17 protein-coding genes and 1 tRNA gene are annotated in these 15,116 nt (G+C 68.1%); 13 read left to right on the forward strand and 5 right to left on the reverse strand.

The window, feature by feature from the left end:
* Positions 1 to 85: 85 nt before the first annotated feature.
* The 5 genes from ABY42_RS11650 (at position 86) to mptA (ending at position 3,816) form a co-directional block, all read left to right on the forward strand.
* On the forward strand, positions 86 to 472 hold the full coding sequence (locus ABY42_RS11650; protein WP_050459581.1) for a hypothetical protein: 387 nt from the start codon (positions 86 to 88) through the stop codon (positions 470 to 472).
* 107 nt (positions 473 to 579) lie between these two features.
* A complete protein-coding gene (locus ABY42_RS11655) occupies positions 580 to 1,821 on the forward strand; it encodes an NAD(P)/FAD-dependent oxidoreductase (RefSeq protein WP_004975414.1) in 1,242 nt (413 codons plus the stop codon).
* Positions 1,822 to 2,019: 198 nt separating this feature from the next.
* Positions 2,020 to 2,259, forward strand: a complete 240-nt coding sequence (locus tag ABY42_RS19445) for a hypothetical protein (protein WP_147302007.1) — start codon at positions 2,020 to 2,022, stop codon at positions 2,257 to 2,259.
* A 153-nt stretch (positions 2,260 to 2,412) separates the two neighbouring features.
* Positions 2,413 to 2,808 carry a DUF7124 domain-containing protein gene (locus tag ABY42_RS11660; protein WP_004975410.1) on the forward strand — a complete coding sequence of 132 codons (396 nt, stop codon included), beginning with the start codon at positions 2,413 to 2,415 and terminating at the stop codon, positions 2,806 to 2,808.
* Between the two features lie 81 nt (positions 2,809 to 2,889).
* Complete coding sequence (gene mptA / locus ABY42_RS11665) at positions 2,890 to 3,816, forward strand: GTP cyclohydrolase MptA (RefSeq protein WP_004975407.1); 927 nt, start codon at positions 2,890 to 2,892, stop codon at positions 3,814 to 3,816.
* Positions 3,817 to 3,867: 51 nt separating this feature from the next.
* Here the strand turns inward: mptA and ABY42_RS11670 are convergent, their stop codons facing one another.
* Together ABY42_RS11670 and ABY42_RS11675 are read right to left on the reverse strand one after the other, a co-directional pair.
* Positions 3,868 to 4,671: a TrmB family transcriptional regulator gene (locus ABY42_RS11670; RefSeq protein ID WP_004975406.1), complete on the reverse strand. Its 804-nt coding sequence runs from the start codon at positions 4,669 to 4,671 to the stop codon at positions 3,868 to 3,870.
* Between the two features lie 74 nt (positions 4,672 to 4,745).
* Positions 4,746 to 6,404 carry a DUF255 domain-containing protein gene (locus tag ABY42_RS11675; protein ID WP_004975404.1) on the reverse strand — a complete coding sequence of 553 codons (1,659 nt, stop codon included), beginning with the start codon at positions 6,402 to 6,404 and terminating at the stop codon, positions 4,746 to 4,748.
* 170 nt (positions 6,405 to 6,574) lie between these two features.
* Between ABY42_RS11675 and ABY42_RS11680 the strand changes: the two genes are divergently transcribed.
* The 5 genes from ABY42_RS11680 to ABY42_RS11695 all read left to right on the forward strand — a co-directional run bounded on the left by ABY42_RS11680 (position 6,575) and on the right by ABY42_RS11695 (position 10,119).
* On the forward strand, positions 6,575 to 7,150 hold the full coding sequence (locus ABY42_RS11680) for an FxsA family protein (protein ID WP_004975403.1): 576 nt from the start codon (positions 6,575 to 6,577) through the stop codon (positions 7,148 to 7,150).
* Positions 7,151 to 7,352: 202 nt separating this feature from the next.
* Positions 7,353 to 7,426: transfer RNA gene (locus ABY42_RS11685), tRNA-Ile, on the forward strand.
* 326 nt (positions 7,427 to 7,752) lie between these two features.
* Complete coding sequence (locus ABY42_RS11690) at positions 7,753 to 7,941, forward strand: hypothetical protein (RefSeq protein WP_004975400.1); 189 nt, start codon at positions 7,753 to 7,755, stop codon at positions 7,939 to 7,941.
* A 182-nt stretch (positions 7,942 to 8,123) separates the two neighbouring features.
* Complete coding sequence (locus ABY42_RS20085) at positions 8,124 to 8,252, forward strand: hypothetical protein (protein WP_004042243.1); 129 nt, start codon at positions 8,124 to 8,126, stop codon at positions 8,250 to 8,252.
* Between the two features lie 184 nt (positions 8,253 to 8,436).
* On the forward strand, positions 8,437 to 10,119 hold the full coding sequence (locus ABY42_RS11695; RefSeq protein WP_050459582.1) for a DUF3604 domain-containing protein: 1,683 nt from the start codon (positions 8,437 to 8,439) through the stop codon (positions 10,117 to 10,119).
* Between the two features lie 42 nt (positions 10,120 to 10,161).
* On the opposite strand, the gene ABY42_RS11700 is transcribed toward ABY42_RS11695, so the two are convergent.
* Both ABY42_RS11700 and ABY42_RS11705 read right to left on the reverse strand, forming a co-directional pair.
* Positions 10,162 to 11,184, reverse strand: a complete 1,023-nt coding sequence (locus tag ABY42_RS11700; RefSeq protein WP_050459583.1) for a sodium:calcium antiporter — start codon at positions 11,182 to 11,184, stop codon at positions 10,162 to 10,164.
* A 76-nt stretch (positions 11,185 to 11,260) separates the two neighbouring features.
* Positions 11,261 to 12,484, reverse strand: a complete 1,224-nt coding sequence (locus ABY42_RS11705) for a GNAT family N-acetyltransferase (RefSeq protein WP_050459584.1) — start codon at positions 12,482 to 12,484, stop codon at positions 11,261 to 11,263.
* 170 nt (positions 12,485 to 12,654) lie between these two features.
* Here ABY42_RS11705 and ABY42_RS11710 point away from each other — a divergent pair, with 170 nt between their 5' ends.
* The 3 genes from ABY42_RS11710 to ABY42_RS11720 all read left to right on the forward strand — a co-directional run bounded on the left by ABY42_RS11710 (position 12,655) and on the right by ABY42_RS11720 (position 13,978).
* Positions 12,655 to 12,876: a hypothetical protein gene (locus tag ABY42_RS11710; protein ID WP_004975392.1), complete on the forward strand. Its 222-nt coding sequence runs from the start codon at positions 12,655 to 12,657 to the stop codon at positions 12,874 to 12,876.
* 163 nt (positions 12,877 to 13,039) lie between these two features.
* Entirely contained in the window at positions 13,040 to 13,291 is a 252-nt protein-coding gene (locus tag ABY42_RS11715) for a hypothetical protein (RefSeq protein WP_004975390.1), read from the forward strand.
* Between the two features lie 156 nt (positions 13,292 to 13,447).
* The gene (locus ABY42_RS11720) at positions 13,448 to 13,978 is read left to right on the forward strand and encodes a DUF5815 family protein (protein ID WP_008095664.1); all 531 of its coding nucleotides are present in this window, start codon (positions 13,448 to 13,450) and stop codon (positions 13,976 to 13,978) included.
* A gap of 23 nt (positions 13,979 to 14,001) precedes the next feature.
* On the opposite strand, the gene ABY42_RS11725 is transcribed toward ABY42_RS11720, so the two are convergent.
* Positions 14,002 to 15,024, reverse strand: coding sequence for a S66 family peptidase (locus tag ABY42_RS11725; protein ID WP_050459585.1), 1,023 nt, complete (start codon positions 15,022 to 15,024; stop codon positions 14,002 to 14,004).
* Between the last annotated feature and the right edge of the window lie 92 nt (positions 15,025 to 15,116).

A 15,116-nucleotide genomic window follows, 5' to 3' on the forward strand; every position in this document is an offset into this window, starting at 1 on the left:
CGCTACGGTAAGCCCGCTTACAGAAATGTAATTCGGATTACCCTTTTGGTGTCGGCGGTCGTCTCTCCAAACGAGGAGAACGACCATGTTCGACGATATCCACTTCGGCCGCGGCGACGTACGAGAGACGGTCCCGAGCCGGTTCAGAACGCTCTCAGAGACTGCGCTCGTCGCGGTCGCGGCGGTCCTCGGCGTCGTCGCGGCCACCGCGGTCGCGACGCTCGTCGCCCCGCTCGCGCCCGGTCTCGGTCTCGTGGCGCTGTTCTTGGGCTGGCCGCTCGGTTTCGCCGCCGGCGTGGCCGGCGTTCGCGGAGCCGTCCGCATCGCCGCCACCAGTAGCGTTCCCGGTCGCGTCCGCGGCTTTGCCCACGCCGCGTTCGCTCGCGGCGACGACGACGCGGAGTCGGCACCCTCGGAGTGCCCGGCCGCCGCCGACGGCGGCTTCGCCGAGCGGTTCGGTGAGACGCAGTAACAGCCGCGATTCGGCTCCCGTCTCCTTATCTCGCCCCGATTTCCGGCTGCAAAACAATCATGAGGGAGATAGCAATCCACATTAACCCCGAATACAAACGTCGGGTCATGAGCCAATCGTACGTGATCGTCGGCGACGGTATCGCCGGGGCCTCAGCGGCTGAGACACTCCGCGAAGAGGAACCCGACGCCGACATCACCATCATCACGGACGAGGGCGAACCGCTGTACAACCGCATTCTCATCAAGGAATTCGCCAAGGGCAAACTGCCCGAGGCACCCATCTCAATCCACGACGAGTCGTGGTACGACGACCGCGACGTGGACCTCGAACTCAACACGCTCGTCACGGACATCGACCCCGAGGGTCACACCATCACCGCCCACGACGGCACCGAGTACGACTACGACAAACTGCTTCTGGCCATCGGCGGCACGCCGACCCAGCTCCCCGTCGAGAACTCCGACGCCGAGGGCATCCACCACTTCTGGACGTTCCAGGACGCCCGCGACATCAAAGAGCACATCGAGGGCGCGGACAACTCCGTCGTCATCGGCGCGGGCCTGCTCGGCATCGACCTCGCGGCCATCACGGCCGCCCAGGAGGTCGAGGGCAAGTACCTCATGCGCGGCAAGGCGTGGTGGCGCTACGCGCTCTCCGAGGAAGGCGCGGAGATCATCCACGAGGCGCTCCGCGAGCGCAACGTCGAACCCGTCTTCGACTCCGGCGTCGACCACTTCGAGGTCGACGACGACGACCGCGTCACGACCGCCGTCGACCCCAACGGCGACCGCTACGACGCCGACTTCGTCGGCATCGCCATCGGCCTGAACTTCAACACGGAGATTCTCGGTGGCACCGACATCGAGTACGACAACGGCATCTACACGGACGAGTTCATGCGGACGAACCACGACGACATCTTCGCGGCCGGTGACATCACCGAGTTCCACGACCTCATCCTCGGCGACCGCGCCCAGAACGGCGCGTGGGGCTCCGCCAAAGAGCAGGGCACCATCGCGGCCAAGAACATGGTCGACTACGGCTCCGAGGAGTTCCGCTGGGTCTCGTCGTACTCCATCACCCACTTCGACTTCCCGTTCCTCTCGTTCGGCCACCCGACGCTCGGCGACGACCACGTCGAGGCCAAGTACTCCGACACCGAGTGGCGGCGTCTCGCCATCAAGGACGGCAAAATCGTCGGCGGCGTCCTCATCGGCGACCTCTCGCCGCAGACGAAGTACAAGAAGCTCATGCGCGAGCAGGTCGACGTCAGCGGGCAGAAGGAAATCCTCGTGAAGCAGGACTTCCAGCTCGACGACCTCGAAGGCGCGGCGGCCGAACAGTAACTCGGGACCCGCTCCCGCTGTTTTCACCCGGCCAGCCGCGTCTGCGCGCGGCCGCCCGGCCCGGCCTCGGCTCGCCGAGCGCTCGCCCGCGTTCGCGGTTCGACCCCTCGTTTTTGGCTCTCTTTCGCCCGTCGTTACGCGCCCGCCAGTCGTCCCGCCGGCCAAACATTTATCTCCATTCATGGTGTGTGTTACCACATGTCATCAAAAGACGGACAGTCGCCGTCTTCCCCAGCAGTCACCGCGCCGCCGACCGTCGTACCCGTTACCGACGTGCCGCCGGGCGCTCGGGTCCACCACTTCGACGAGTTGAGCGAGCGGACCCAGCACGCGCTCGCGACCGCCAGTCCCGCCGGCCGGCTCGACATCGACACGACCACCTCGCGGCTCTCGCGGGGCGACATCGTGGTGTTCACCGACTACGTCCGCGTTCAGTAATCTCGCTGCGCCCGTCCCGTCGCTCGCGTTCTCCGCCCGACCCGGTCGCCCCCGAGCCGACGGCCTCCCGCTCGCGGACGACCGGGACCGAAGTCGTTTTCCACGCGTCGCCGCCTATCGCCGGGTATGGCAACAGGTGGCGGCCAAGGAACGATGACGCTCGCGTTCGAACTCTCCGCGCTCAAGCAGCTCGGCGACCCGAACGCGGCGTTTTCGGACGCCCGGACGTGGACGAAGTACATCGGCGTGGTGAGCGAGAAGCCGACGTACGTCGTGACGAACTTCACCCGGAAAGAGCGCATCCGGCAGGACTTCTTCTCCGGACCGCGCGGCGTCAAAGAGAGCCTCGAAAACGTGATGCGCCAGTTCGACACCGACCGGCACGTCTTCGTCGGCACGTCCGACGAGGACCGCGCGGTGGCCGAGGAGACCGGCTGGGAGTACCTCCCCGTCGAGGACGCCGCCGAGGCCGCCGAGTGGGTGCTCGCCGGCGACGACGACGCCCCCGCGGACCCCTTCGAGGACGAGGGGCGCGACGACTGGCCGTAGTCGGAGCACAGCGGGGCGTTCGCCCGCGATTCTGTTCCCCTATCGAAAGCACTAATCAGCAACGGCACTTTTTATCCTTCGATGAGTCACCAGTTGCCTGACGTACAGGCCTCCCAGCCGGACGTGACCGTCGGGCTGAGCCAGGTCGGCGTCACAGGCGTCGAGAAGCTCGTCAAGATCGCCCGCGACGGGAAGCGACCCCTCGTCTTGATGGCTGAGTTCGAGGTCTTCGTCGACCTCCCCGGCGGCCGCAAGGGCATCGACATGAGCCGAAATATGCAGGTCATCGACGAGGTCCTCGAAGCCGCCGTCTCCGAGCCGGCCTACCGCGTCGAGGACATGTGCGGCGACGCCGCCGAGCGCCTCCTCGCGAAGCACGAGTACACGACGACCGCCGAGGTCAGCATGACCGCCGAACTCGTCGTCCGCGAGGACACCCCCGCCAGCGGACTCTCCACCCAGAGCACCGCACAGATCATCGCCAGCGCCACCGCGACCGACGAGGGAACCCGCGAGGAAATCGGCGCGGAAGTGGTCGGCATGACCGTCTGTCCCTGCTCGCAGGGCATGTCCGCCTCCCGCGCCCGCGACGTGTTGCAGGACCTCTCGGTCGACGACGACACCATCGAGGAGTTCCTCGACAAGGTCCCCCAGCCGGGCCACTCCCAGCGCGGCCACGCCACGCTCACCGTCGAGACGCAGGGCTCGCCCGAGGTCGACCTCATGGACCTCATCGACATCGCCCGCGACTCGATGTCGGCGCGCATCTACAACCTCGCCAAGCGCCCCGACGAGGACCACATGACCTACCACGCCCACGCGAACGCGAAGTTCGTCGAGGACTGCGTCCGCTCGATGGCCGAGATGTCCATCGACGCACTCGACCACCTCGGCGACGACGCGGTGGTCCACATGAAACAGTCGAACGACGAGTCGATTCACCAGCACAACGCGCACGCCGAGCGCGAGGTGACGCTGGGACAGCTCCGCGACGAACTCGACGCCTGAACGGTCTCCACACCCGGAGACGACCGTTTACCGTTTTCTCTCTCCGAATCCCTACAGCGGGAGCGGTGCCGCTTCCTCCCAGCGCGGGTCGAACGTCTCCCGGAGGTCGGCGGCGAACTCGGGGTCTTTCAGGTCAATCATGGCGAACGCCTGTCCGGGGTCGAGGGGGTTCGGGACCTCGATGCAGACCTCCACGTCGTCGATGAGATTGAACACGCCCGTGACGTTCTCGGCAGTTCGCACGTGGAAGTTCTGCGCGCTCGACAGCCGGTTCATGTAGCTCTGGCCGACGCTCTCGGGCAGGCTGTCGACGAGGTCCGGCGACATGAGCATCGAGACCTCCACGCCGCGGTCGAGCGCGGCCTCCAGTTCGTCGACGACGAGGTCGCCGACGGCGTCGAGGTCGAACTGCGGCGAGGGCGTCCCGGCGACCATCACGAGCGAGTCGTCGGCCGCCGCGAGTCGCTCGACGAGCAGGTCGATGGTCTCGTCCGCGCCGACCGCGGCCGTCCAGAACTGGTCGTGGACGGGCTCCGCGGCGTCGAGTTCGTCGGTCAGCTCGGCGACGACGTTCTCGTACTGCTCGGCCTTCTCGGCCAGCTCCTGGCGCTTCGATTCGAGCAGGCGGTCGAGCGCCGTGTCGGGCTCGACGGCGACGTACTTCTTCGGCCGGCTGGCCGCCTGACTCCGGATGAGGTGGTACTGTTCGAGGCTGTTCAGCACGTCGTAGACGCGGCCCATGGGGACGTCGCTGGCGCGCGATAACTCCTTGGCCGTCGTCGCGCCCGTCCGCAGGAGCGCGCGGTAGGCTCGGGCCTCGTACTCGGACAACCCGAGGTCTCGCAGACTGGTCATGCACCGTCCGTCTCGTTTCTCCCTGATAAACAAACCGGATGTTTACACCCGCGTTCGGTTGCCGCCGGTCGCGGTCAGGCGTCGGGCGTGACTGAGGACACCGCCTGCATCAACTCCTCGGGAGTGGTTGCCTCCACCGTCGTCTCGCCGGCGCTGACGCGCGCGGTTCCGTCCGCGAGGTCGTCGGCGTCGGCCTCGGGAACGACGAGCGCCTCGTGGTCCGCGACGCGGAGCGCCGCCCGGTGGAGGTCGGAGCCGACGCCGTCGTTGAGTTCCACGACGAGCGGGTCGCGGAGCAGACGCGCCGCCGCGGTCCCGTAGGCGGCGATTTGCACGCCGATGCGGTCCCACGCGCCCGCGAACGAGCCGATGGTCTCCTGTGCCACCTCGCGGTAGCGCTCGTCGCCCGTGAGCGCCGCGAGGTCGAGCAGCGCGTTCGCCATCTCCACGTTCCCGTCGAGCGGGCGCAGCGGCGACGACAGGAGCGCCTCGCCGCTCGCGGGACCGTCGAGGAACGAGCCCTCGTCGAACAGTTCGTCGATGGCGGCGTCGGCGGCATCGGCGGCGAACGCGAGGAGCGGGTCGCCCGCGACCGACTCGTCGCCGAGCACCTGTCGGGCGCGGCAGGCCGCGGCGACCACGCGCGCCTGGTCTTCGAGCAGGAGCTTCTCGCCCGCGTCGCCGCCGGACCGGAAGTGGGTCACGACGCCGTCGTCGACGAGGTCTTCGGCGATTCGGTCGAGCGCGCGGGAGCCGTACTCGCGGGCCCGCTCGTCGTCGGTGAGGCCCGCAAGCACCAACAGCGCGTCCGCGGCGAGGGCGTTGCCGCCGGCGTAGACGGTGAGGTCGGTCCGCGGGCCGGGCGCGTTGTCGCGGCCCTCCTTTCCGAGGAGGTAGTAGTCCGTCCCCGCGGCGGGGCCCATGCTCCCCGCGAAGCCGGTTCCCGTCCACAGCGAGTCGACGAGGAACTCGGCGGTCCCCGCGGCCGGGTCGAGGTAGGCGTCCTCGCCGGTGTAGCGGTAGCCGTTGGCGAACGCCCGCAGGAGCGCGGCGTTCGATTCGAGCGTCTTCTCGCGGTTCGGCTTCGACCACGCGGCGTCGTCGGCGTAGCGGAAGAAGCCGCCCTCGACGGGGTCGAACAGGCCGTCGCGAATCGCGTCGAGCGACCGGAGCGCCCGGCTTCGGTCGCGCTTCAGCGCGAACTCGACGGTCCGCGGGAGCGGGAACTTCGCGGCGTCGCCCCACCCGCCGTGGGCCTCGTCGAAGGCGACTTCCAACTGGCCGGCGAGGTGCGACTCGATTCGGGGCGAGACCTCGCCCGCGGGCGGGAGGTCGCCTCTGAGCGCCCGTGGGAGGCGTCCGGCGTCCGCGCCCTTCTTCTCCCACACCTCGCGCACGCGGTCGACGACCTGCCGCATGCCGTCTGGGCCGATGAACGTCGCGCCCGTGATGGGGTGGCCGTCGGGCGCGAGGAAGACGGTCGAGGGGAAGCCGCCCATGTTGTACCGCTCGCGGATGCGCGGCTGGCGGTCCACGTTCACCCGAATCGGGACGAAGCCGTCGTTGAGGTTCGCGGCGATGCGCGGCTCCGCGTACGTCTCGGCGTCCATCTCGTGACAGTCCTCGCACCACGTCGCCGACAGCGAAAGCAGGACGGGCTTGTCCGCCGCTCGCGCCTCGGCGAACGCGTCGGGGCCCCACTCTCGCCATTCGACGCGCGTCTCGTCGGTCATGTCCACCCATCCGCGGTGGACGCGGGTAAGCGCTTCGAGCCCTCGTGGCACGGCCGGTCGCAGTCGGCGGGTCGCGCGCATCCTCGACGGTCGCCGCGGACGGGTTCGGGAGACCGGTGCGCCGCGGGCGGGACAAAAGGGCTATGGGCCGCGACCCGGTAGTGTCGCCCATGCGAACGCGCACGCTGATGGCGCTCTTGCTCCTCATCCCCCTCTCCGACGCGTTGCTACTCGTGGTCGTCGCGCAGTATATCGACCTCGTGCCGACCGTCGCGCTCGTCGTCCTGACCGGACTCGTCGGGATGCTCATCGTCCGCGCCGAGGGGAGACACACCCTCAGAAGCCTCCAGTCGAAGTTCGCCGGGGGCGACCTCCCGACGAACGAGGTCATGGACGGCGGCCTCCTCATCGCCGCGGGCGCGTTCCTCCTCACGCCGGGGCTCGTCACCGACACCATCGGCTTCCTGCTCGCCATCCCGGTGACCCGGTACCCCATCCGCGAGGTGCTCAAGCGCTTCGTCGTCAAGCCCTACCTCGACAAGCGCGCCGACGGCTTCGTCACCGGCAACGTCTGGACGACCGGCTTCCCGCAGGGCGACTTCGGACCCGGCGGTCCCGGCGGGTCGCCCGGCCCGAGCGGCGGGAGCAACTCCGGCGGAAGCGGCAACAGTAGCGGCGGTGACGGCGTCTACGACGCCGACCCCGACTCCTACCGGTTCGACGGCGACGGCAACGACTCCAAGTAGCGCGTCTCTCCGGTCCCGCGTCGTCTCTCTTGTTCGGTTTTCCGGCGCGTAGCCGCGCGAATCCGTCCGATATTGACTTCACGCCCGGCGTCTGAAGCGGCGTAATCGGCCGACGACGCCGACATTCACTAACACGCACCAACGCGCCTCCGAAAAGAAAGTCTTAAAATCAACAGCGCACAACGAGTGAATGCGCTTACCTGGGCCAATAGCTCAGTCAGGTTGAGCGCTCGGCTGATAACCGGGAGGCCCGCGGTTCAAATCCGCGTTGGCCCACTCCCGTTGGCAACGATTCGTTGCCGATGCGAGTTAGGGGCTCAAACTCCCCGGCCACCCAACTTCTGCGGATACTACCGACCGAGAGAACGCTCGGTCTATCGTTCGTGTCGTCGGGACGAATCAGCGGCGAACACTCGACCGCCCCGACCGAACACGACTGTCCCGACACAGAGAACTACTAATGTCTGACCCAAATACTCGATTATATCTCACAAAACTGCACCAATTCACACAGATTTGTCCGCATCTATCACCACATAGCCGGTCGAACGGACGAATTCGGAGAAAGCTATATCACGCAATAGATTGTGGTACCGAATAACATGGAATACGAACTCACCTGTCTGTACGGGTGCGGCCACACCTCCACGGCCGACTCCCGCGAGGGCGTCGGCGTTCTCGTGATGGAACACATGGACGACGAACACGACACGCCCGTCGACCCGCTGGAGGCGGGCGAACTCGCGTTGAAGCGCTTCGACGGCGCGTCGCTCCGCCAGGCGCGGCAGTAGCCGACTACTCGAACTTCCGTCAGGTCTTCGAATCCGAGTTTCTCTCGACTATCACCGTCTCGTTCGTTCGTGGGGCTTCGCCGTCTCTCGATTTCGCGGTTCGACGACCGACCCATCCGAACAAATTTACTCAGTTCTGTATCCCAGTAGTATTAAACCCGTACACGCCATACGTGTTGGTGATGCCAACCATCGATGTCTCCGAACACCTGTACCGCCAGATTGAGTCCGCCGCCGACGGCGAGGACCTCGACGCGGCGATGTGGAAGATGGTCGGACGCTACCAGCGCGGTAACACGCCCGGCGACTGACAGGATTCGGACCACCCTCGACCCCTGACCGCGCGTGCGGTCATCATCAACCCCGCTCGCCGCAACTTGCCCTGTTTGCGGCGAGTCCGTTTTCCGTTTTCTGAGCGACAGTACCCGCGAGCGGGTTCGCCGTCGCGCCCGGTCGGCCTCGTCCTTCTTTAGCGACGCGTCCGTAGCCCCTCGCGTGTTCGACGCCGAACCCACCGGAACCCTCGGGAAGTTCGCGGAGACGATGCGCGTCTTCGCCGAGCGGCGGCCGTCAGTCCGCGACCTGTTGCGCAGTCGAACCGGGTCGCTCGACCGCGTCCACGCGGTCCTGCCGTCGACCGTCGCGGTCGGCGAGTCCCTCGACCTCACGGTACAGGTGTGGGACGAGTACGAACGGCTTCACGGCGCGTACGACGGCGACCTGCGGGTGTCTGCGACCGACGATGCTGCGACGTATCCGGAGCGCGTCTCCCTCGCCGGCGACGACGAGGGGTACGTCAGGCTCGCAGACGCCGTCTCCTTCGAGACGCCCAGCGTCCACTACCTGACCTTCTCGCGCCCCGGGTTCGACGAGCGGTACGTCTCGAACCCCGTTTCCGTCTCCGCCGACGCCCCCGACGAGCGCGTCTACTGGGGCGATATCCACCTGCACTCGCGGCTCTCGGACGGGACGGGGAGCCTGCAGAAGGGGTATCGGTTCGGCCGCGACGCGATGGCCCTCGACGTCGTCGCCTACACCGACCACGACACGATGGGGTTTTTCATCCCGCCGTCGCTCCAGCGCGCCCTCATGCACGGGTGGTACTTCGAGCGGTCGCGCCGCGTCGCCGACCGGTTCTACGACCCCGACGAGTTCGTGACGCTCGTCGGCTACGAGTGGACGAAACAACCCAACTGCGGCGGCCACGTCAACGTCTACTTCGAGGACGCCGACGACGCCGTCCTTCTCGACTCCCGCGGCGGGACGACGGACACCTACGAGAAGCTCTGGAGCCGCCTCCGCGAGTTCGAGTCGACCCGCGACTCGCGGGTCGTGACGATTCCGCACCACCCGACGGAGCGCATGTACCCCTTCGACTTCTCGGCTGTCGAGTACGACGACGAGCTCGCGCCGCTCGTCGAGGTGTACTCGCAGTGGGGGTCCGGCGAACTGCCGGGCGACGAGGGGAACCCGTTTCCACTGGCGATGGGTCGCGGCGAGACCGACGAACCGGGTCACTTCGTCCGCGACGCGCTGTCGATGGGCCACCGGGTCGGCCTCGTCGCGGGCGCGGACTACCACGGCCCGCACCCCGGCCACTCGCTCATCCACGCCGACCCGCACCTCCCCTCCGTTCGCGAGTGGGTCGAAGACGGCGTCGGCTGGTCGAGCATCTGGCGCGTCTGGAACGAGCGGAGCTATCCCGGCGGTCTCTCGGCGTTCCGAGCGCCCGAACTCACCCGCGAGGCGGTGTTCGAGAGCCTCCGGAGCCGCCGCGTCTACGGGACGACCCAGCCGCACCGCATCCTCGCGTCCCTCTCAGTCGGCGGCGTCGAACCCGGCGAGAACGACAGTTCGCTCCGCCTCGACGCCCGCGACGAACCCCGCGAGGTCGACGTCGAGGTCGCGGGGACCGCCCCGCTCGAACGCGTCGAAATCGTCAAAAACGGCGAGACGTGGCGGTCGCAGGCGATTACCTCGGACCCCGACGCGCCGCTTTCGGCGTACACGACGTCTGTCTCGTGGACCGACGGCGACCCGGTCGAGGGGACGGTCTGGGACGACGACCGGCGCTCGGCGGCCGACGCGTACTACCTCCGGGTCACCCAGGTCCCGCGGGACTGCGAGTTCCCCGGGACCGCGTGGGTGGGCCCGGTCTGGGTCGAACCGCCGGACTGAGCGAGGCGGCCGCGGCGACCCCGCTCGCGGCCGGGCGACCTCTCAGGCGAGGAACCTCGTCACGCCGAGGCTTTCTGCGACCAGCCACGCGATGAACAGCGCGTAGGTCCCGAGGAGGAGGTACGACTCGGCACGCGTCAGCGCCATCTCGGTCCGGAGGACGGCGAAGAAGACGACCGACGCGCCCGTGAGGAAGCTCATCATCGGGACGACTTCCTCGAAGGCGATGACCGCGCCCCCGGCGACGAGGATGCCGACCGGGAGGGCGACGAGGAGCGCGAACACGTTGCTCCCGAAGACGTTGGCGAGGCTCATCGGCGCGTTGCCCTGCCGGGCGGCCGCGACGCTGACGAACGTGTCGGGGAGGCTCGTGCCGGCGGCGACGACCGTCAGCCCCCAGAGGAACGGCGACGTGCCGAAGGCGTCGCCGAGGCCGACCGCCGCGCGGACGAGCAGTTCGGCTCCGACGAGGATGACCGCGAGCGACGCCACCAGCGCCACCCATTCGCGTCTCGGGTCCACGTCGCTGACGACGGCGGTGAGTCCGGCGCGGTGCTCCAGCGTGTCGTGGTACTGCATGAACAGGTACAGGCCGTACAGCGCCAGCGGGATGAGCGCGAGCGCGGGGCTCACGAACCCGTCGAGGCTCGCGGTGTCGGTGGCGGGTCGGTAGATGACCGCGAGCGAGAAGGTGAGCACGAGGACGGCGATAGAAAGCAGGTAGAACTGCGCCTCCTTGTAGACGAGGTCGCGGTTCGAGGCGAGCCGTCCGCCCTCGCCGACCATCGCCGACACGGACGGGATGATGAGAATGTTGTAGACGGCCGACCCGACGACCGCGCCGACGCCGATGTCGAACGACTGGTACCGGACCGTGGCGATGACGATGCTCGATAGCTCGGGGAAGCTCGACCCCACGGCGGCGATGATGGCTCCCTGCACGATGGCGGGGAGCCCGTAGTACGCGCCCAAGCGGTCGGAGGCCTGCACGAGCATGTCGCCGCCCTTCCACGCGAGAATCGCGCCGGCGGCCGTGAACGCGACGAGAACCGGAACTGATGCCACGCCCGCACTTCGGCGGCCGGTGGGAAAAAACCGACCCGACTGGCCGCGTCGGCCGATTTCGGCCCGACCCGTCCGCTCAGAACCCCTCGCGCAGGTACGGGTCCCGCGCGGAGAACACCGACGCGAGGGCGTCGGCCGCCTCCTCCCGGGCGACCGAGAGGCGGTCGGTGCGGGCGAGCGACTCGACGGAGCGCGCGCCGACGAGGAGTTGCGAGAGCGCCCCGATTTCGACGGTCGCGTCCGGGTCGGCGTCGTCACCGTCCGGTTCGACGCGCGCCTCGCCGTCACCGACGACGACCCTGAACGACCCATCGTTCCAGTCACAGCGGTCGTCGGCGACCGCGAGGACGAGGTCGCAGGCGGCGTCGCCGGGGAACGAGACGGATTCGAGGGCGGCCGGCACGTCCACGATGCGGACCATCGGCCCGGGCTTGATTTCGACCGTCGCCGCCCGCGGGTCGGTCAGGCCGTCGATGAGCCGGGTCGATTCGCGTTCCGACGAGAGAACGACCTCGTCGACCTGCGAGTCGTGGTCCCGCAGGAACCGAAACAGCTGTGCGCGAGCCTCGGCGTCGACGGCGACGAGTTCGTTCACGGACAGCGTCCGCGACTCCCAGTCGCCGCTCACGTCGTAGACGACGTAGCCGCGGAGGTCGCCGTCTCGCTCCCAGCCGTAGACGAACGGGTCGCCGTCCCAGCCGCGGAACAGTCGGTGGCGAATCCAGCCCTCGCTTCGGTCCACCGCGAGGTCTTCCGTCGCCGCGGTCGCGTACACGTCCTTGACCCGGGCCCAGTCGTCGGCGTCGAGGCGGACGAACTCCCCGGCCGGGTCTGCGGCGACCGCCCCGAGTTCGTCGGGCGGCACCGTCGTCTTCGCGTAGTTGTTCGCCGTCGCCCAGCCGAACCGGCGGTAGAAGTCGTACTCGAACGGCCAGAGCGCCGAGAGATACCGGCCGGTGTCGCGGAACTCCGCGAGGAGGTCGTCGAGCATCGCGCCGACGTGGCCCCGTCGGCGCGCCTCCGGCGGCGACGCGACCGCCGAGATACCGGGCAGCGGGTGCCACTCGCCGCGGACGCGAGCCGTGAAGTCGTAGAAGGCACACACCGTCCGCAGGTCGGCCGCGTCGAGGTCCTCGACGGGCGCGTCGGGCGGGGCGTCGTAGAACCCTCGCGGACGGTAGCTCTCCGGGTCCGGCAGTCGCTCGTCCGACCAATCGGGGCCGTTCTCGGGGCGGAAGGCGTAGTTGAGGAACTCGCGGTAGGTCTCGCGGTGCTCCTCGGGGAGGGAACGCAGGTGCATACCCGCGGTGCGTCGGGGGACGGTATATGTTTTCGGTGCCGCGGGCTCGCAGGCGGGCGATTACGACGCGACGAGACCGACGGCGGAGGCCGACGGCGCGACGAGAACGCCCTTCGCGGGCCGCTCTTCGAACCGTGCGATTCACGTCGTCTCGGTCCCGAGCCCTGCACATGAGCGAGACGAAGCAGTCGTTGGTATCGCGGGGGAACCTCCTCCTCGCGGCCGTCGTGACGCTCGGCATCGTCATCCCGGGCGTGGCACGCCGCTTCCTCGGCGAGGCTGGCTACACCGACCTCGGAATGGTCGTGTTCGTCCTCGGCTACGCGGGCATGGTCTTCGTCGTCTGGTACGGGTGGATTCGGCCGCTCGACATCACCGGCCCGTCCCAGTAGCGCGCGCCGACCACCGGACGCCGCTCCGCGCCGACAGCGGTGCAGACCCAGGGGGAACCGCCCCGACAGCCCGGTCGCCCCAATATCGGGGGGACCGACCGCCGGTTTCCAACGAGAATAACGGAACTTTGATAGTCGATTCGAACCGACCGAGAAAACAAGAATGCTTCCCCTTCAGCTCGTAGACACCTTCCTGCTCGACTACAACATCGGGCAGGCGCTGTTGCTCGTGTTCATCCTGTCGACGGTTGGAACGCTGCCGCTGAAGTCCCGGCACGTCCTCGGTATCAACACCACGGTGTTCGGGCTCATCTTCCTTCTGACCCCGGTGTCGCTGGGCAAGGCTCACTACCTGTTCCTCGGGATTGCGCTCCTCATTGTCGGCCCCATCGTCTACGTCTCGGGCCGCCGCTGAGGGGACGCCGCCGGGCGTTTCGGCCCGGGTCACCGCCGCTTTTTGCGACAGTACGACGGACTGACCGACCGCAACCGACGGTCGGCGTCTCGTTTTTCTCTCGCGACGATTCCGAAGAACGCGACGTTTAAACGGAGAGAACCGCAACCCACGGGTATGTCTGAACCGAGCGTTCCCGGCGGCCGCGGGGCCGTCTTGGACCTCCCCTGCGGCGAGACGAAGCGCGTCCGGGAACTCGACTTGGGCAAACGGGAGTTCGACTGTCCGTGCGGGGACAGCCACGCCGTCGTCATGGACGTCCACCCGCCCGACCGATTTCTCCCGGAGTTCCTCGTCGAAATCCTCCAGGAGACCATCGAGACCACGAGCGACGACATGCCCGAGTTCGGGACGGCCCACCTCATGGGCATCGTCCTCGAGGAGTTCCCCGAGGCCGTCGTCTCCGAGGACGTCTCCGAGGACGGCGAACTCGGCGCGGGCATCGTCTGGGTGACCGACTTCGACTCTCGAAGACTCCACGAGATAATCGTCGAACTCGTCGTGGAACTGATGGAACACGCCGTCAGCCACGCCGACGACGACGAGGTCGTCTCGGAGTTCGAGTCGAAGATGCTCCAGTTCGACGTGAGCGAGTTCGTCGACCAGTACCGCGCCCAGCGCGACCTCGACCCCGAACCGTACATGTAGCGCGCGGGCCGAGCGCCCGCTTTTCAATCGATTCGAAGCCGCTCCACCGTCGGGTCGAGGGTCGCCTTCGCGCCGAGCGGAAGCGGAACCGTCGGGTCGGCGTGGCCGAACTCCACGTCGAACACCGCCGTCGCGTCGGGGTTGTACGCGTCGAGGACCGACAGCACCTCCGCGCGGAGCTGCGCGCCGTAGTCCGCCGGCGGCTCCCACTCCAGTCCGGGCGAGTACGTCCGCGGGCGACCCACCACGAGCCCGTCGAACCGCGCTAACAGCCCGCGTTCGCCCATCGACCGCAGGGTGTACCGGACCTCCCGGGGGAGCGGCACGTCCTCCGAGGTTTCGAGCGCGAGCACCGCCCCGTCGAGTTCCTCGGGGTCTGGGAGGTAGCGGTCGGTCTGGAGGTGCCACTTCAAGATGCTGAAGCTGCCGCCCCAGAGCCGCCCGGTCACGCGCTCGTCGCCACGCCACGTCCGACCCGGATTGTCGTGCCACTCTCTCGGTTCTCCGGTGTCGAAGTCGAACCAGTCGTCGGTCCACTCCGGGGCGGGTTCGACGACGCCGATGGAGCGCTCGAAGAACGCCCGGCGGAGGTACCGCTCGACGTACGGGTGGATTTCGGGGTCCACGGTGAGCGTCGGGTGGAGCGTCGCGCCGTAGCTCACGACGCCGTGGGTCCAGAGGAACAGCCGGAGGTTGTCGTTGTCGCTGAAGCCGAAGAAGCGCGTCGGCGACGCGGTCAGCCGCGCCGGGTCGAGGTGCGGGAGGATTCGAAGCTGGTCGTCGCCGCCGGTGACGGCGATGACGCCGCGTATCGACGGGTCCTCGAAGGCCTCCATCACGTCCTCCGCGCGCGCCGCCGGGTTGTCCCGGAGCCACTCCCAGTCGCGGCGGGCGGACTCGAAGACGACGGGGTCGAGCGAGAACACGTCGCGGAGACGCGCGCACGCGCGGTCCAAGTGCGATTCGTCGATGGGGCGCGACGGCGCGACGACCGCGACCCGGCTCCCGGAGTCGAGCGGCGGCGGCGTCGTGAATACCGCGGGCATGCGTAGCCGGTACTCGGATACCCGTCAAAAGCCTTCCCCGGCCGCGACAGCGGCGTTCGGCAACATTTTCGAAATTCGCAATCGAGTTTCGG

This window comes from Haloferax gibbonsii, from assembly GCF_001190965.1.
In the GTDB taxonomy this organism is placed as follows: Archaea; Halobacteriota; Halobacteria; order Halobacteriales; family Haloferacaceae; genus Haloferax; species Haloferax gibbonsii.